Annotated in this window: 16 protein-coding genes; 8 read left to right on the top strand and 8 right to left on the bottom strand. The window is 28.7% G+C overall.

Annotated elements, in window-relative coordinates; genetic code table 11:
- Window positions 1-127 precede the first annotated feature (127 nt).
- From J3E06_RS02805 to J3E06_RS02795, 3 genes are all read right to left on the bottom strand, one after another.
- Window positions 128-1,480, bottom strand: a complete 1,353-nt coding sequence (locus J3E06_RS02805; protein ID WP_013180948.1) for an SLC13 family permease — start codon at window positions 1,478-1,480, stop codon at window positions 128-130.
- 919 nt (window positions 1,481-2,399) lie between these two features.
- Window positions 2,400-2,543: a 50S ribosomal protein L40e gene (locus tag J3E06_RS02800; protein WP_013180947.1), complete on the bottom strand. Its 144-nt coding sequence runs from the start codon at window positions 2,541-2,543 to the stop codon at window positions 2,400-2,402.
- A 387-nt stretch (window positions 2,544-2,930) separates the two neighbouring features.
- Complete coding sequence (locus tag J3E06_RS02795) at window positions 2,931-3,440, bottom strand: DUF367 family protein (protein ID WP_013180946.1); 510 nt, start codon at window positions 3,438-3,440, stop codon at window positions 2,931-2,933.
- A gap of 249 nt (window positions 3,441-3,689) precedes the next feature.
- Between J3E06_RS02795 and J3E06_RS02790 the strand changes: the two genes are divergently transcribed.
- From J3E06_RS02790 to J3E06_RS02775, 4 genes are all read left to right on the top strand, one after another.
- Window positions 3,690-4,952, top strand: coding sequence for a THUMP domain-containing protein (locus J3E06_RS02790; RefSeq protein ID WP_013180945.1), 1,263 nt, complete (start codon window positions 3,690-3,692; stop codon window positions 4,950-4,952).
- Window positions 4,953-5,245: 293 nt separating this feature from the next.
- Entirely contained in the window at window positions 5,246-6,661 is a 1,416-nt protein-coding gene (locus J3E06_RS02785) for an FAD-dependent oxidoreductase (RefSeq protein WP_013180944.1), read from the top strand.
- A gap of 260 nt (window positions 6,662-6,921) precedes the next feature.
- Window positions 6,922-7,485 (top strand): hypoxanthine/guanine phosphoribosyltransferase, encoded by a 564-nt coding sequence (gene hpt / locus J3E06_RS02780; RefSeq protein WP_013180943.1) that lies wholly within the window; start codon window positions 6,922-6,924, stop codon window positions 7,483-7,485.
- 201 nt (window positions 7,486-7,686) lie between these two features.
- Window positions 7,687-8,205, top strand: a complete 519-nt coding sequence (locus J3E06_RS02775) for a nitroreductase family protein (protein WP_013180942.1) — start codon at window positions 7,687-7,689, stop codon at window positions 8,203-8,205.
- Between the two features lie 79 nt (window positions 8,206-8,284).
- On the opposite strand, the gene glyS is transcribed toward J3E06_RS02775, so the two are convergent.
- Window positions 8,285-10,039, bottom strand: a complete 1,755-nt coding sequence (glyS, locus tag J3E06_RS02770) for a glycine--tRNA ligase (protein ID WP_013180941.1) — start codon at window positions 10,037-10,039, stop codon at window positions 8,285-8,287.
- A 195-nt stretch (window positions 10,040-10,234) separates the two neighbouring features.
- Window positions 10,235-11,182, bottom strand: coding sequence for a triphosphoribosyl-dephospho-CoA synthase (locus tag J3E06_RS02765; RefSeq protein WP_013180940.1), 948 nt, complete (start codon window positions 11,180-11,182; stop codon window positions 10,235-10,237).
- Window positions 11,183-11,409: 227 nt separating this feature from the next.
- On the opposite strand from J3E06_RS02765, the gene J3E06_RS02760 reads away from it, so the two are divergent.
- The gene (locus J3E06_RS02760; protein WP_013180939.1) at window positions 11,410-11,886 is read left to right on the top strand and encodes a PadR family transcriptional regulator; all 477 of its coding nucleotides are present in this window, start codon (window positions 11,410-11,412) and stop codon (window positions 11,884-11,886) included.
- Window positions 11,887-11,925: 39 nt separating this feature from the next.
- Window positions 11,926-13,308 carry an MATE family efflux transporter gene (locus J3E06_RS02755; RefSeq protein ID WP_013180938.1) on the top strand — a complete coding sequence of 461 codons (1,383 nt, stop codon included), beginning with the start codon at window positions 11,926-11,928 and terminating at the stop codon, window positions 13,306-13,308.
- Between the two features lie 185 nt (window positions 13,309-13,493).
- Here the strand turns inward: J3E06_RS02755 and cfbA are convergent, their stop codons facing one another.
- The 3 genes from cfbA to J3E06_RS02740 form a co-directional block, all read right to left on the bottom strand.
- Window positions 13,494-13,976, bottom strand: coding sequence for a sirohydrochlorin nickelochelatase (gene cfbA / locus J3E06_RS02750; RefSeq protein WP_013180937.1), 483 nt, complete (start codon window positions 13,974-13,976; stop codon window positions 13,494-13,496).
- Window positions 13,977-14,350: 374 nt separating this feature from the next.
- Window positions 14,351-15,382, bottom strand: coding sequence for a TRC40/GET3/ArsA family transport-energizing ATPase (locus tag J3E06_RS02745; RefSeq protein ID WP_013180936.1), 1,032 nt, complete (start codon window positions 15,380-15,382; stop codon window positions 14,351-14,353).
- Between the two features lie 280 nt (window positions 15,383-15,662).
- The gene (locus tag J3E06_RS02740; protein ID WP_013180935.1) at window positions 15,663-16,319 is read right to left on the bottom strand and encodes a DUF116 domain-containing protein; all 657 of its coding nucleotides are present in this window, start codon (window positions 16,317-16,319) and stop codon (window positions 15,663-15,665) included.
- A gap of 17 nt (window positions 16,320-16,336) precedes the next feature.
- Between J3E06_RS02740 and comB the strand changes: the two genes are divergently transcribed.
- Complete coding sequence (gene comB, locus J3E06_RS02735) at window positions 16,337-17,269, top strand: 2-phosphosulfolactate phosphatase (protein WP_013180934.1); 933 nt, start codon at window positions 16,337-16,339, stop codon at window positions 17,267-17,269.
- Between the two features lie 506 nt (window positions 17,270-17,775).
- Window positions 17,776-19,347: a sodium:solute symporter family protein gene (locus J3E06_RS02730; RefSeq protein WP_013180933.1), complete on the top strand. Its 1,572-nt coding sequence runs from the start codon at window positions 17,776-17,778 to the stop codon at window positions 19,345-19,347.
- Window positions 19,348-19,353: the final 6 nt, after the last annotated feature.

The following is a 19,353-nucleotide window of genomic DNA, read 5'->3' as shown; positions in this document are numbered from 1 at the left end:
ATTAATTAACTTACGTATATGGAATATTTTTTCATTTTGATAATATTTAAAAAAAGAATAATAATATTTTTTTTAGGTTATTTTTTTTAGGTTATTTCATTTTGTATTATTTTTAAAGTTATACATATTAGAAAGGCCAAATCAATGGCGTAATCGTAATTACCAAGATTCCACATATTAACTGTAATGGCCACCCTGCTTTAAAGTAATCCTTAAATTTATAGCCACCAGGCCCCAAAACTATCATATTTGGTGGCGTTGCAATTGGCGTAAGGAAACACGCTGAAGCTGCCATAGCAATCGCTATTAATATTGGTTTGGCACTTACATCAAACGCATCTGCTAAAGCTAAACCTATTGGCATTATCAAAGCTGCTGTAGCCGTGTTTGACATAAAATTCGTGGTTATTGCCGTTAATATATATGTAACAGCCAATAAAGCCATTGGTGAAGTTATGTAATGGATACAGATGTTTGCAATCATTGCTGCTGCACCAGTGTTTGTTAAGGCAATGCTTAAAGACAACATACCTGCAAATAAGAATATAGTTGTCCAAGAAATACTATTAAAAGCCTCTTGCATTGTTATACAGCCTGTAATAACTACTAAACAAGCCCCTAACATGAAAGCCGTAGTAATTGGAACGATATTATAAACTGTCGCCAATAATACGAACAAGAATATAAGCATAGAAACCCACATTTTTTCTCGCCTATATACAATATTTCCTTCTTCGAAAGTAGATTCCGAATCTGAATCAGGTAAAAATTTATGACCCAATAGTGCATAATACAAGATACCTGCTACGAATAAGATTAAACCCATTTGTGCAAAGTCAAAGAAACTTAATTGTGCCAATCCTGCTTGCTCTAACGTACTGTTTACGAGACCGTTTGGTGGCGTACCTACTAAGGTCATTGTACCACCCAGTGAAGCTGCAAAAGCCATTGGCATTAATATTTTACCAGGTTTTATACTTGCAGAAGCACATATCCCCATCACAATAGGGATGAATACCGCTGTAGTACCCGTATTTGATAAAAATGCGGACATTCCACCTACTGCCAGCATAACTAAGATTAATAATAAATTTTTATTTTTTCCTGCACCTTTAACTGTTAATTGTCCAACTTTATCTGCGAAACCTGTCCTAAATACGGCATCTCCCAAAATAAACGCTGCCATAAACAATACTACCCATTTATTCCCAAATTGACTAAATGCGTCTGCACTTGATAGTACATCTATACCGGGGAAACTCAGCGCCACGGGTACCAGCATCGCAGTCGCTGCGAGGGGTGCTGCTTCCGTAAATAACATTGCTCCCGCAACTATTAAAATTATAAGTGTTAATATTGCTTTTTCCTGGTCAAAATCTCCAGCGCTTAATTCTCCAGTATTTTCGACTCCATTAAATGCGTATTTTGTGGCCCCAACTGCCAATAAAAATATTATAAAAAATACTATTGCTTTTTTCAAATTTACACCTCCTTGTTATCTTATATCATATGCTCATTTCACCTCGAATAATTGAATATATAACTTAATTTTTTAATATTGTTCCCATTTTTGATTATTTTCGAATATTTATTTTACATATTTGATTTTAATATTTTTTCATTTTACGGAACGATATTATATAGATTCTCTTCTTGCATTAAAAAAGAAATACCGTTTTAAACAATAATACAATACCAATATATTCTTTCAATTACAAATAAAGTTATAATTGAGAATCTTTTTAAATTAATAGTTTAAAATTTACATTATGGTCTAAAAATTAAAAATATAGACATTTTTTAAACTTTATTGTAGAAATAGTAATAAAGATTAACAGTTCACGTTTAAGTATATTTCAATTTAAGAATATACTAATTAATTCACTACTTTACATATCATAAGTAAGTTAGCAATCTAAAGATTATAATTGTGATAGTTATTCTACTAAATAAATTGTTTTGACATTTTTTTATACTATTCGCCATAATCACCCAGGATTACACGTTCATAGCATACAAAGATAACAAATCCAAAACAGAAAAAGTAGCGACGTTTTAAAACATCTAATATAACATTGTATTAATAATATATATTATTATTTATTTAATTTTACTATTTTTATGAAATACTTGTTTAAAAATAATATTTTTTATGTAAAATGTTATCAAAAATAATACGATAATTATGCAATTGTTATATATCTTTAAAATAGATAAAATATGTATAAACCAAATTTACCACGGATAAATTAGTCAAAAATAGCAATTAATTATCATTTTTAAAATCGACAGTTAAAAATTAAAATTAGAAGTAAAATAAGATTATATCATAATAATATTAAAATTAAAATTAAAATAAGATTAATATTAATATTAAAATTAAAAATAAAGTAGCTCGATTATGCTCTTGCTTCTTTAGCTTTAGGTCTTAAGTTTGAGTAGCCACATTTTCTACATTTTGTAGCTTTCCAAGCGTTTCTTGCATTACATTTCATACAAATTTTTTTTGTAAAAACTCTTTTTATAGCTTCGTCGAATGCCATAATTTCACCATTTATTGTGTTTTATTCAATATCTATTATTATATCCAATTTTAAATTTGTTCAGACTAAAATTCAAAATTATTTTGCTAAATCATAATTTATCATTGTTTATAATAAATATACAAGTCCAATATAAATAAATATTGTATAACAATTGTATAGCAATATGAGGTATAATAAATATCTTCATAGGTATTGTTTCCTAAGATATTTAAACATTACCATTATTTAATAGCGCAATATTGTTGATTCATATATTACGACTTAATTTAATAAAACATATTTCATTATAGTATATAAATCATATTATTACAATACTCCAAATTAATAATTTTAAATTAAGTATTAGGCGATTGTAAAAATAAAAATTGATACATTATTATTAAATTATTTAACATCTTTTAAAAGTTCTTTTTGGAATTCGATAATTTCTTCAGACGTTTTTCCACAATAATAATCTAATAACTTCTTATTTAATTCTATAAACGTATGTGCCCATTTAAAACCGTTTAAAAGTTTATAAGATTCTTCTTTATAATCTGCAATATATAATGTAGCGATAGTAGCCTCTAAAGTAGTTAATTTACAGGGTTTACCATAATTTACAGGATTTCCTGCAACTAAAAAGGGTAAACTACGTTGTGTTTTTGAATTTGTCTTTTTAAAAACTTGTTCAGCTTGTTTCCATGAGCAATCTAATGCCATAACCCCGTTTTTCTCAATTATATCTCTATCTTCGAATGATACCGTTTTTTCAGCATATGGGTTAAGCAATATGGCATTTCTGGGTAGTCTTTTAGGATTAGTAAGTATCTTTGCATACCCTAATCTGCCCATTTTTAAAGCCGTACAACGTTTTGGGTCGCATTGCTTGGCGTGATAAATATATATATTCATAAAATCCCTTATTGAATTTTTTAATTTGATATTATTATTTTTATTATATTATTATATTATTATATTATTACAATTATTGTTATTTACAATATATTATACATTGTACATATTTAAAGAATTATATATATTATGTAGTATATCATTATTGTTAAGATATTTAAGATATTTAAGATATTATACTTTTAAAATTTTATTAAACTAATCAATATTTCAATATAAAATTAAAACATAATACATAATGGTGCGAATATGGAAATATTATCAAATAATACCAATAATATAACTAATAATATAACTAATAATAAATTAGAAAATAAAATAGGAAATTTAAACGAATTTAATTATAAAACTGCATTTTTATTAAGTGGTGAGCATATTGAATTGCCATTTGCGGAATTAAAAGCACTTTTAGAAATCAATTCGAAATCAGAAAAACAGGACAAAAAAATTAACAAAGATTTTAATATACAAAAATATGTTAAAGAGAATCTATTTTGTAATTTTTCGGATAATGCTTTACACAATAAAGAAAACCCGAATAAGTCCAATTATGTAATTTATAATGAAAACTTAAGTTGCGAAACGTTGATTAAAATTATAAATCGGGCGGGTTATGTAAATGAAGCCCATAAAGTATTATATGAAGCAGAATACATCGAAGAATCAGATGAATTACAAAAAACGGAATTAAAAAGTGCTGAAGACATTATTAATAACATTTATGAATTACTTCAAAATATAGAATTCCCCCAAATAAGTGGTTCTTTTGCAGTTAGGGTTCAAAAATTGTATAAAAATAGTAAATTAAAAACTATGCCTGTCGAAAGACGAATCGGAAGTATCATAACTCAAAAAATGAACGGAAATTTAAAAGTTGACCTAAAAAATCCAGACTGGATAATCAAAGTTATTGTATTAAAAAACAAAATTTATCTATCATTGGTGGTTTCAAAAAGAGATGTAGAATATTTTGAGCATAATCGCCCACATATGCGTGCTTATTTCCATCCTGGTTGTATATTGCCAAAATTAGCAAGATGTATTGTCAATTTATCCCGAGTAAATGAAAATGATGTATTATATGACCCATTTTGTGGAACCGGTGGTTTTTTAATCGAAGCTGGACTAATAGGTTGTAAGCTGATTGGTAGCGATATTGACTATAATATGGTAAATGGAACCAAATTAAACTTAGAAACTTACGAACTAAACGATAAAGTGATTTGCATAAAACAACTTGATGCAAATGAAGCCGAATCATACATTAATTCATTAGGATTAACGGAAGTAGATGCTATGATTACAGACCCACCATATGGTATTTCTACATCTAAAAAAGGAGATATGTCTGAAATATTCGATAAATTATGTTTTTTATTAAAAAAAGGCGGTTATATGTCCTTTGCAGCACCTTGTATTATGGATTTGAACTTAGAATTAGTAGAATTGTATTCGATTAAAGTTCATAAAAGTTTAACTCGATATATACATGTCTATAAAAAAGTGAATTAATTATTAATTATTAATTATTAATTAATTATGATGGTTATAGGATATTTTTGCAAAAATAATTTAAAATAACTTTAAAAAATTTTAAATAAAACTAATGGCATATTTAACATATTTAATAATTATACTTGAAAATATGGGTTAATATACGTATTATTCATAGCATAAAATTTTATAAGTTTATAAATTTATAAGTTTAAATTTATAATTTTTAAATAATACCAATTATAATGTTTACAATCGGAAAAGAAAATGAAAAAGTTTTAATAAATTTGCAGATAAGGGAGTGTGTTAAAATGAAAATCATAGTCATAGGAGGGGGAACCTCCGGAATACTTTCAGCATTATCTCTTGGGAAAGAAGGTCATGAGGTATTAGTACTTGAAAAAAACGATAAAATCGGTGGATTATGCAGAAGCGAAAATATACACGGGTATACTGTGGATATTGGAGTTCACGCTATTACGATGTTAAATAATGGACCGTTAATAAGACTTTTAAACCAGTACTCGCAGTATCTTCCAAATTTTAAACCGTACGGAGAATATTATATAAGAACAAATCAACTGTATAAAATACCTGTTTCCATGCACGAATGGATGACAACCGCAGTAATTCCTCATAAAGACAAATTATTGGTTACTTCGAAAATCATAGACCTTATGACTGTTGGATTCGATAAAGATACTTCAGTATATGATATTGTTAAAGATTTAAACCTTAGCGAACCTACATCTGAATTTTTTGACACGTTTTCATACTTTTTAAGTGGTGAAGGAATGGATAAAACGCCTCTTTGGAGGTTATTTACGGGTGCTGGATATATCCCCGAAGATGATATTATTCCATTCATATACAATGATTTAAGAATAAATCCACTACGTACTTCAATTTCCAAGAAATTTGATTCAGGCCGACTTTGGAATATGGTAGATGATGGATTACTAAAATCAATTAAAAATAAATCAAAAAAATATATTACTAAATTTATGGGTGAAGCAAGATTCGGCAGTCAAGGTTATCCCTTGGGAGGGGTGCAATCAATTTGCGATTGTATCTGTAATTCTATGAAAAACACCACTTTAAAGACTAATGAAGAAGTTGTGCAAATAGTTGAAGAAAACGATAAATATTATGTTAAAACTATAAATGATGTTTATGAAGCAGATGTCATAATTTATTCTGCACCTGCCGTAACGATTCCTAATATTGTTAAAAACGTTGAAGAAGTTAATAAATATAATGAAAAACTGGAAAACATTAAATTCTCAAAATCTACCACCATCTGGGTCGGCGATAAAGAAAATTACTTCCCATACTTAGGTTCTGAGGTTTGGGTTGATTATCCTTGCTGGGCTACAACTACCTCAAATTATGACCCGTGGCTTGCCCCAAAAGGTAAACATTTGATGGGTTTTTCATTTGTAAATAGTCCTGAAAAAGATGCCATTATGGCAATTGAAAATAAATTAAACATTAATCTCGACAAAGTTGATATGTTGCACGTACAAAAAACAGTTCCCGAACATGCTTCCTGTGCAATAGACCAGTTTTTCATATACCCGAAACTGAAAAATAATTTTTATGTTGTAGGCACCGATTCAGACCCTCGTAGTATGGGAATAACGAGAGCAGCTTATTCAGTCGAAATGATGCTTTCAGAGTTTAAAAACATACACCAACCAACCAACGTTAATATTCAATCAGAATAAATACATTATAATACTAAATTTGTAATACTAAAATTTTTAATTAGTAAATATACGAGTATGCAAATATCATAATATAACAATATTTATATTTTTTAATATTAGAAAAGTTTAAAAATGTTTAAAGTTATCTTACCATATTGCATATTTTTGAAATTAATAAGATACTTTATACTATATCTATTTTAAAATTTTAAAAATAATTAAAAGTATTCAAATATAAATTATATAAAACATTTTAGTTAAAATAAAATGGTGAAATTTTGAAAAAAGTTTTAGATGAAACATTGGAAAGTTCCCCAATAATCAAAAGAGGAGAATATAACTACTTTATACACCCTATTGCTGATGGAGTACCTTTATTTACATCTGATTTATTAAGAGATGTTGCTACAAGAACCATTCAAAGAATAGACACAAATATTGATAAAATTGTAACTGCTGAAGCTATGGGAATCCCTATTGCCACCGCTATTTCAATGTCAACAGATATTCCTTACGTAGTTATGAGAAAAAGACAGTACTTCTTAGAAGGGGAAGTTCCTGTTCACCAAGAAACCGGATACAGTAAAGGAGAATTATACTTAAACGGTGTTGAAAAAGGCGATAGAGTTACAATCGTAGATGATGTTTTATCAACTGGTGGGACATTAATTGCTGTTATTAAAGCTCTTGAAAAAGCAGGTGCTGAAATAGTTGATATAGTTTGCGTAATTGAAAGAGGCGACGGAAAATCAAAAGTTAAAGAAATAACTGGCTATGATGTACAAACTTTAGTTAAAATAGACGTTACAGAGAACGGTGTAGTAATTTTAGAATCAAATTAATTTCAAAATAATAAGTTTATAATTAATTAATTAACTAATTAAATAACATAACTTTTTTTTATTTTCAAATCAACTAATTGTTTAATTAATAAGTGTTAATACCCAAATAAGTAATTATTTTTAGATATTTTATTTAATTTTAAATTCACCAAATATTTATAATAAAAAATTAATAATTTATTATATAAAGAAGGTGATACTGTGGAAGCTATTTTTGAAAGACGAAGCATACGAAAATACCTTGAAAAACCAATACCAAAAGATATAATTCTTGATTTACTGAAAGCTGGAATGTACGCACCTACTGCGTGTAATCAACGACCTTGGGAATTTTTAGTGATTGATAATCCCGAAATTTTATTAAAAATTACAGGAGTACACCCATACTCACAGATGTTAAAAGAAGCTCCTGTTTGTATCGCAGTTTGTTGCAATAAAGATAGAACTAACACTATAGGCGACCCATTTTGGGAGCAAGATTGTGCGGCAGCTACAGAAAATATATTGCTTGAAGCACAAGATAATGGCTTAGGTGCGGTTTGGCTTGGAGTATATCCAAAAGAAAGCTTAATTAATGATTTAAAAAAAGTTTTAAACATTCCTGAAAATATAATACCATTTTCATTGATTTCATTAGGATATCCTGCCGAAAAACCAAAAGATATTGAAAAATTTGATATTTCACGAGTTTACCATAATGATTGGAGACATAGATATTAAAAATAGGTAAAAGTGTATTTACTAAAAAAATTAATAATGAGTATTAAATTAATAATATAATATTATATCATATTATAGGTTATTTTAAAGAATTATTAATATATTCACCTAATTCTTCGATTTTTAATCTTTTTTGAGTTCTTTCATCTCTTTCACGGATTGTTACGGTTCCGCTATCTAAGGATTCACCGTCAACGGTGATGCAGAACGGTGTACCCACCTCATCCATTCTTAAATATCTTCTACCAATAGCACCGCTATCGTCATATTCTGCGATTATTCCCGAATTTCTAAGTGTTTCTTCGATTTCCCTTGCAATAATTGGCATTTGCTCTTTATTTACTAATGGGAAAACGCCCGCTTTAATAGGTGCTACACTTGGTGCTAATTTCATAAAGGTTCTGTCTTCTTCTTCATTGAAAGCGTGTTCAATAACAAAGTAAGTAATCCTATCAACACCGTATGAAGGCTCAATAACGTGAGGAATTACTTTTTCGCCGTTTACTGTTTTAGTTATCTTTTTAGCAGTGAGGTATTCACTTGTTAATTCAAATTCCTTACCATCTTCTGCTTTTAAAATATATTTATTGCCTTTTTCATTATTTTCGATGCCGGAAACCATTTCTTCAATTTTTTGATAATCCATTTCTGAAATTAATTTTTGAATTATTTTTGAATCTCCTTTAAATGTTTTTCCCAGTGCTTTAAAGTTTAATTCAATATCAAAGGTTTCAATTTCCTTAGGTTCTTCATATTCTACGAAAACGCTTAAATCTTCACCACTTGTAGCCATATGTGATTTTAAATCGTAATCGGTTCTATCTGCTACACCCACACATTCAACCCATCCAAATCTATCGGAATAAAGTTCTGCATCCCAACAATCTGAAGCATAGTGTGCCATTTCGTTAGGCAAGTGTTGTCTAAATCTCATTTTACTTGCATCTATTCCGACGTCGAGTAAGAAATTAGCAGTTATTGAAATAAAGTATGCAATAGCTTTATTTTTTACGATACCTTTTTCTACAGCTTCACCCAAAGTCATTTTAACGATTTTATCCTCTGCAGACAATGTTTCGTCTTCTTGGTTATTTGAAGGCAATAATGGTAAAACCATATCTTTTACACGTTCAAACTTCTCATAGTTCTTTTTATCAGGGTGTATGAAAAATTCAGCTTCAGCTTGGCTAAATTCCCTAAGTCTTATTACTCCCTGTCTTGGTGAAATTTCATTCCTGTATGATTTACCTATTTGAACAGCCCCGAACGGTAATTTATTTCTAAAAAACTGGTTTATTCTTTTAAATTGGATAAATATACCTTGTGCGGTTTCCGGTCTCATAAATGCTACTCTTTTACCGCTTGGTCCGATTGAAGTTTTAAACATTAGATTGAAAGTGTCAACTTCTTTAAATTCACCGCCACAAAGTGGACATTTTATATCGTTTTCAGTGATTAAAGCTTGTAATTCATCGAGTGTTTTACCTTCGGTATCAATATCAACATTTTCTTCAATTATGTGGTCTGCCCTAAATGACTCATTACATTCTTTACATTGTACTAATGGGTCCGTAAAGTTGTCTACGTGTCCAGAAGCTTTTAAAACTTCATAAGGATTTATTGTAGGTCCCTCTATTTCGTAAAATCCTTCATTAATAATATAATGTTTTCTCCACGTATTTACGATGTTATTTTTTAAAATAGCACCTAATGGCCCATAATCAAAGAAACCTGCGATTCCCCCATAAATTTCAAAGGAATTCCACAAATAACCTCTTCTTTTGATTAAATCCATTATTTTATTATATTTTTCATTTTTATCGATTTTTTCCATTTAATCACCAATATTATGAAATAAATTAAATTATATTAACTTAAAGGTCATTGTTTTAATAATTAATTAATTAATTGAATATTAATTATTATTTTTGATAGATATATGTATTACTCTAATATATTTGTTTATATTATTTAATTTTAACATTGTAATAAAGTGTAATAAAAATTGTAAATATAATGACTTTAATAATTACAATAATACTGTTTCATTTGATAAGGTCTTATCTATTAAATAAATAAATAATGCTGAAGCCATTAAGTCTGCAGTAGTTCCAGGATTTAGTTTATTTGATTCTTGAGATAAATATGTATCAAAATCTAAAATTACGGTTCTATCTTTTGTATTTTCAAATTTTTCAAGTGTTTCTTTTGCTTTTTCAGAAACAATTTTGGAAACTTCCTCACCTTTTTTTCTTGCTATCAATGTATCAGGATATTTTGAAAGAATTTCTAAAAATGTAATTGTCGTAGCTTCGTGTATTTCGCCATATTTAATATAATTAGCTCTTAAAAGCTCATAACCTTCGTAAGATATTTTAAAATTCGAAACCCATTCTTTAGAAATGGTATCCCACTCTTTAGAAATATTGTAAACGTCATATAAGTTTAAATTTTTTTCAATTAGCTCTTTTTTTGCATCATCATTTTTAACATCAGGCCCTTCTTCAGGGGGGTTTACATACGCCATTCCAATCTCTATTGCTTCATATACTGCTATAGCGTCATTTACAGTCGTATTTTTTGTTATATATTCCGTATATTTTTTTAAATCTTCCAAATTAAAATTATTATCTTGCAATTTAGATGCCGCCATTGCAATCGGGATATGCAACATTATAATACCCAAATTTGCATTGGAAGGTGACCATTTTACAGATTCAGCAACCGCTTCTTTTATGAATTTACCGACGTTAAGCTCATTTTTGGTATTGTTATTAGTAAATTCGGATAAGCATAAATCTTTAAAAGTGTTTGAAGCCACATAAACCGCATTTCCAAAAGCTATCCCTGAAGTTATAAAGTGGTGATACTTTATATCGTCGTAATCACGATTACGGTGTACATTTCCCGGTTTAAAACTACTTACCTCTAAACAGCAGGCCATTTGTGATGCTTTCATAATATCAAAAGAATTCATAATTACACTTCCTTCAAGTCATACAAATTATTATCCTATAATCATATATGGATAAATTCATTATTTTTAAAATATAATACCTATTAATTTTTATTTAAATACTACTGTTTTGTTTAAAAAATACATATCTTTATATATTTTATAAGGTGTATAAAATTATATAAAATAATATATCATATGATATATTATTCGTTATATCAAATTATAAAATAAAAGATAGGAAAAATATGAGAACAAAAAAAAAGGAACTTATGGAATATTTAATACTTCACCATATTAGCGAAAAGCCATATCACGGTTATAAATTAATCTGCGACATATCAAAAGATATTGGCGTACCTAAAATATCTCCAAGTTTTATATATCCCGTTTTATCAAAATTTACAAAGAAAGAATATATTAAAGTAATTTTACACGACGATAAAAAAGTTTACGAAATTACAGATTTAGGGGTAGAATACCTTAAAGAAAATTCCGAAAAATTAAACGAAATTTTGGAAAGCACAAAAAATATTCGAGAATTTCATTCTTTAGGAGGTAATAAACTACATTCTGTATATCGAGTGATACATACAGAATATTCTAAGTTTGACCCTGAAACAAAGAAAAAAGTAAGCAGTTGCATACTAAACTTTGCAAATGAACTAGAAAAAATAGTTTATGAATATAAATTAAATCATACTGAAAATGAATTAAAAGACTAAAATGATTAAAAAGATTAAAAAAACTAAAAAGGAGAAATTATGGAAACTCAAGGCGTAAGCAATTTATTAGGGGACCCTAAAAAAGCCATTCTTAAGATATCCACGCCTTTGATAGTTGCTATGTTGATTCAGTCCCTTTATAATTTAGTGGACACAATATGGGTTGCAGGCTTGGGAGATAGTTCACTTGCTGCTGTGGGCGTATTTTTCCCCTTCTTCTTCATATTGATGGCAATATCTAACGGTGTCGGCATTGGTGCCAGTTCTGCAATATCAAGACGTATTGGTCAAAAAAATAAAGAAAAAGCCTCTACAATAGCTGAACAGAGTGTACTATTATCACTATTATTAGGGATAGTAGTAATCGTAGTAATACCATTTTTAAAAACCATATTCTTAGGACTCGGATTCGAAGAAGACGTATCTAATCTTGCATATGATTATGGTAGTATTATGATTTTAGGCTCAATTATATTATTCTTTACGAATATGGGCTCTTCAATACTTAGGGGCGAAGGAAACACTAAAAAACCAATGTATGCAATTATTGCAGGTTCTATTGTAAATATAATACTTGACCCAATCTTTATATATGTATTAGGCTGGGGAATTAAAGGTGCCGCACTTGCCACAGTTATTTCAATGCTTATTACCGGATTATTATTCGCATATTGGATATTTATCAGTAAAAGTAATTATGTGAATATGAAATTTTCAAAGGAAAATTTAAAACCGAATTTTGCGATATACAACGAAATATTTAAAGTAGGATTTCCTGCTTCACTTTCACAAATTTCGATGTCATTATCGATGTTTGCAATGAACTATATCATTGCAATTGTAGGAGGAACCGCCGGAATTGCAATATATTCTACGGGTTGGAGAATAGTTTCTTTAGGTGTTATTCCACTCCACGCCATTGCTGGTGGAGTAGTAGCAGTTGCGGGTGCTGCTTATGGTGCTTGTAAACCTCAAAAAATAGAAGATGCGTATAAATTTGCGATAAAATTTGCAGTAATTGCCGAAGCAATAGTCGCAGTGATTATATTAATGCTTACTCCACAAATTGCATATTTGTTTACATATTCGGAGAGTTCTGCACATTTGTATGGGGGTATTATAACCTTTATGAAATATATGTTTTTATTCTACCCAACCGTGCCATTAGGGATGTTAACATCTGCAATGTTCCAAGGAATCAATAAAGGACGTTATTCCCTCGTATTAACTATATTCAGGTCCATATTTATGCAGTTATTAGCTTCATATGTGTTTGCATTTACATTAGGCTATGGATTAGAGGGCGTATGGATAGGAATCCTTGTAGGAAACATTATATCTGTACTAATTATGTATGCAATAGGACGTAGTGTGATAACCAAATTAAAAAAGACTTTATCAAAAAGTACCGTTGATTTTTAAAATACTATTTTTTATTTAGTATTTTATTATTTTATTATTTTAGTATAGTATATTTTATTATCCATAATTGAGATTATTTTTAAAATAAGATATAAAAATAGAATAATAAATTGGTAATTAAATATATATTATTTAACTATTTTTTATTTAAAAGGATATATAATTATTAATAAAGGTTATAAAGATTATAATCCTTTTGCTCTATCCATAACAATATCTATAACCCTATCATCTGCACCCATTGGTTTTCTGTAGATTATTTCAACATCTTCTGGTATATCCATTGGTTCGCCGTGGCTGTGTGCATGTCCGTGAGCATGTGCATGGTCATGTCCGTGAACGTGTTCGTGATTATGCTCATGTGCGTGGTTGTGGCAATCGCAACCTTCTTCATGGCATTCTTCTTTTAAAAGTCCTAAAATTGTAGGGATATCTCTTTCGGTGTGATTTCCAGGTGCTAAAAATACAGGTGTTACAATGATTTTTTTATAACCCATATCTATTACTTTCTGAATTGTTTCAGGGATTGTTGGGTGGTTAAATTCCATCATACCAACTTCTACAACTTCAAACTGTCCTTTTGCTCTGATTTTATCAGCAACTTCTGTAACTATCTGTTTTGAATAAGGGAGTCTACTACCGTGACCAACCAAAACTAATGCTTCCATAGTTAAAACCTCATACTAAATTATTCCAATACCATTTTTCATACAACTTATATAATAGTATTACGATATTGGATATTTTATATTTTTAGTATTATTTTTATTAAACTTTTTAATACTGTATTTTAAGTAGTTATCATACATTATAAATGTTTCTATCCACTTCAAAACATAAAAATATGGCACAGAAGTTTTAAAAATGAATTTTTTTTCAAAAATATAATGTCTTAAAATAGCATAATTATACAATAATGTTTACCATATAAAAATTAATAATAATAAAAATAAAATAAAAATAAACATAAAGTATATAACTTAAATAACTTAAATAACTTAAAAAAAGTTAGCAAAGCATTTATTATATTTTATTAACTATATTATGCTTTAACTTCTTCTGTTTCAGCTTCTTCGCCGTATATCTTGTGTGAAATTTCTTTTAAAGTTTCAACACCTTTTGCTTCAGTTTTCAATAATTCTAATTGTGCAATAACCTTGCTACCGAATTTATCTTCAATCATTGACAATCTGGTTTCTTGTAAACCTCTTCTTGCTTTACAGAAAGCACATTCAACGTCAGCAGGGATTACCTGGTTTACAACAACTGCGTCAACAGGTATTTTGAACTTGTCGAGTGATTTCATTGCTCTTTCACTTTCTAAAATACTCATTTCTTCAGGAATTACAACTAATCTGAATGAAGTTCTTTCAGGGTCTGCCATAATTTTCCTTGCTTTTGTGATTTTTGCTTTCATTACTTCCATTTCTTCTAAAGCTTTATCGTAGTCAACTTCTTCATTGTCGCCACCGAAAGGCATGAATTTTTTCATCATTTTCATCATGCCGCCCATTTGCTTCTTAAACTTAATCATTTTTGTCATATATTTATCCATGATTTCAGGTAAACCTAAGAATCTTAAAGTGTGTCCAGTTGGAGCTGTATCAAATACAACTACATCAAACTCGTTTCCATCCATATATTTTAAAAATACATCAAATGCTGCACTTTCATCAGTACCTGGAGCTAATGAAGCCATTTCCAATTGTTCTTCTAACATTCCGCCCATCATTGGGTTTTCGTCCATTTGTGATTTTAACTTTTCTTTATATTGGTCCATTGCTGCTTCAGGGTCAATTTCTACAACATATAAATTGTCGAATCCATTTACTTTTGTTGGTTCGTGACCAAATTCTTGCTCGAAACTGTCTTTTAAAGAGTGTGCAGGGTCTGTTGATACAATAACAGTTTTTAAACCTTGTTCAGCACAGTAAATACCTGTTGCTGCACTCATTGTAGTTTTACCAACTCCACCTTTTCCACCAAACATGATGTATTTTGTTGTTCCGTCATCACTTTCTATTTTTTTTGAAGTAATTCCTTTTAAAGAATTTTTTATTTTGGAGAATACCAAATTATCACCTTATAGTGTCATAACTATGATTATTAGGATATATAATTCCATATAAAATATATAATTTTATAATGTTTATTATAATGTTTAAATAATTATCGATTAATTAGTTAATATTTATTGTAAATTCTATAAGTTATTTATGTTTAAACTATTTATAATCATTGATTTGAACAAATATAAAAATTATTAAATTATTAAATTACTAAATTATAAATTATATAATCATATTCGTATTTTTAATTTAATTATATTTTATCCAATTTAAATTTTGTACGTATTAATGTTTACTTTCGGCACAAGTTTCTTTTAATCGTCTTATTACTTCTTCTTTATCTACTATAGTACATACACAGCCATCTTTAAGTAGCAAAACACCTTGAACAGGTATTCCTAATTTAGATACTCCATTCATACCCATAAATAAATCCACATGACAAGCTACTGCAAATATGCCGTCGGGTTTACATTCCCTAAGTAAACGTTTCATAAATGTAGAGCCGGGTACGATAAACGTTGCCATATATCCACATTCCTCACCTGCTTTAATAAGGTCGCCTAATGGGCATTTTTTACAATGTATGCACTTAATACCATCTTTTCCAAGCTTAGCAGGACATTCTAAATCCCTTAAACAGTGTGGTAATATTAAAACTTTCCTTTTGGATTCTAAGAACTTTTTATAATAATATTTATTGTAAAAATCTATTGCCACGTTGTAAAAACTGTATTCTGTACCAATCCATAGGAAAAATTTTAAAAGTATGGGGTAGTAATTATTTAGTATATATAATGAAACACGAGGTAATAATATAATTCCTCTTTTCATCAATACATAACCTAAAAAAATTGCCAAAGTAAGTATAGTACAAATGACACATAATATTAATAAAGCTACAATTCCTAATGATTGAATTCCAAATCCTAATATATCCATGTTATCACGGTGATTCTATGAGTGTAAATATATATATTGACCATAATTTTTATGACCATAACGCATATGGTTATGAAAACCATAAAAATATTAAATCAGATGATTGTTGTATAGAAGATTCTTATAATTCTAATTCAGAATCATCTAAAAATAATCTTTCAGTTAATAATCCTAATGATTTAGTATATTTAACTAACTCTAAAGACTTATCTAAATTAGACCATGTTTCACAATATGCCCCCCTCAAAGGTGAGGATAGGATAGATTATTCAAACTATTGTGCAATTGTAATTGACGTACTAAGAGCATCTACAACAATATCTACATTATTAGAATTATACGATAAAGTATATATAACAAATAGTATCGAAAAAACTATGAATTTCCCAAATTCTATTAAAATGGGAGAACGTAATGGCATAAAAATTGATGAATTTGATTATGGGAATTCACCAATAGAAATATTAAAAGATAAAAATAAAATTATCGATTTTACAAAAAACGGCGGTAATTTAGTACTTACAACTACAAATGGTACTAGAGTATTAAACAGTATAATATCCGACGACATATATGTTGGTTCAATAAACACTGCTGAAGCAGTTGCAAAAGAAGTATATAACACCGCAGTTGAAAAAGACAAAGATATTGTATTAATACCTTCACATCGATGTGGTGATTTCGCAATTGAAGACTACATCGGTGCTGCAATTATTGTAGAAAATATTTTAAAAATTCCAGGACATAATATTACCAACCAGTTAGAACAATTAATACCGTTAAGAAGTACTATAAAATTTGATTGGAAAAATACCATCTTAAATTCAAAATCAGGGCAAGGTTTAAGAGATAGAGGATATTCTTACGATGTATTATACTCTGTTCAAGAAAATATATGCAATAATGTGGGCAAATATAATAAAAAAGAAAGTTATATATACAAAGTATAAATTAGATATCGAAGAATGTAATTCTGAATAATCATAAAATTAAAATTAAAATAATAATAATAATAATAATAATAATATGAAATATAAATCTTTTTTAAACATTTTTTAAATATAGTTAAAATATTTTTAAAAATTTATATATGGTATATTTTACACATCTTAAATATTTACGTAGTTTACGTATTTAATTATTTTAAGTACATTAGTTATATATTGAGTACAATACAATGTATAGAAATTAATAAATATTTAAACTTATGATTTTATATTACATTAATTATTTTATTTGAAACTATTGGGTAATATACTCGATTAAAAATTGCGAAAAATTAAGTACGCTATTCTCATATAGTATAAGATTATATTATTAAACAATATTTTTATTGCGATTAAAATAAGTCTTAAAATCAATTTAATCAGTCCTATTTAATCAAAAATCTAATTTAAATTATATACTCAAAAATAACAAGATTAATCATAATTTACTAAAATTAAAGAGAGATATTATGTTATATATATTAGCAATTTTATTATACATTGCAATGATTGGATTTATTGCATACATTAGCAAAAATAAAATAAAAGGTTTTTCGGACTTTTTCCTTGGTGGTCGTTCCGTTAATCCGTGGATGTCTGCATTTTCATACGGTACTGCATATTTTTCTGCGGTTCTATTTATTGGATACGCTGGAAAAATTGGTTGGGGCTTCGGTATGTCTGCCCTATGGATAGTATTGGGTAATTCGTTATTAGGTTGCTATTTAGCTTGGGGAATTTTGGGAAGAAAAACAAGAGAAATGACTCAAAGGCTCAATATATCAACTATGCCGGAATTCTTAGAAATTAGATACAATAACAAAAAATTAAAAGCTGTTACATCGTTTATTATATTTTTATTTTTGGTTCCATATTCTGCTTCAGTGTATAAAGGTTTAGGATATTTGTTTGAACAAATTTTCGGTATTCCTACGATTTACGCTTTATTATTGATGACCACACTTACGGGACTATACTTGTACTTTGGTGGCTTTGTTGCCGCTACTTTGGCGGATTTTATACAAGGTATTATTATGTTAATCGGAGTAGCATTAATGTTATTCTTTGTAGTGGGTACGCCAACTGTTGGTGGAATAGATAACATAATTCCTGCGTTATACTCGATAAATACGCAATTAGTAGACCCAATTGGACCCCCTGGATTCATTCCATTGATATCATTGGTAATTCTTACAAGTTTGGGAACTTGGGGTTTACCTCAAATGATACATAAATTTTACACGATTAAAGATGAAAAATCTGTAATAAGTGCTAAATGGGTATCTACAATATTTGCATTAGTAATTAGCTTTGGAGCGTACTTTATGGGTGTTTTAGGTAGGTTATTTTTCCCCGATTCACCCCCTTCGTATATGGGATTACCAAATTTCGATATGATAATTCCTACAATGGTAGATACTGCATTACCTGACTGGGTAGCTGCGATAATTTTAGTACTGGTACTTTCAGCATCAATGTCAACGTTAGCATCTTTAGTTCTTGCTTCAAGCTCCGCTGTAGTCGTAGATTTCCTAAAAGAAGTAAAACCAAATATTACAGGCAATGAATTAATGAAAAATATGAGAATAATCTGTTTAGTATTTGTAGTGCTATCATTCTTATTAGCAATCTTCCCTACACCGATTATTTCATTAGCTGCATTGTCTTGGGGTTTAGTTTCAGGTTGTTTACTTGGACCTTACGCACTTGGACTATACTGGAGAGGTACAACCATTAAAGGTGTTTGGGCAGGTATTATCACAGCATTGGTTGTTATGTTAGGAGGTTCTGCAGTTGTAGGATTGGATAGTTCATTAATACCTACATTAAGTGCTATATCAATCGTATTACCAATATTTGTAGTTTACTTCGTTAGTTTGTTCACTAAAAAGATGGATAAAAGATATTTGGATTATATATACGATACAGGGTTTATTTCAGAAAATATAGAAAATAATACGGCAGAAGAAGAAAATTCTGAAAATCACGAAATACCTGAAAAGATAAATATAAGATATAAAAAAATAGAAAATAAAGATTAAGAAGAA

Source organism: Methanococcus voltae (assembly GCF_024807655.1).
GTDB classification, from domain to species: domain Archaea; phylum AGJL01; class Methanococci; order Methanococcales; family Methanococcaceae; genus Methanococcus; species Methanococcus voltae_D.
This window is presented reverse-complemented; position numbering and strand designations above follow the sequence as displayed.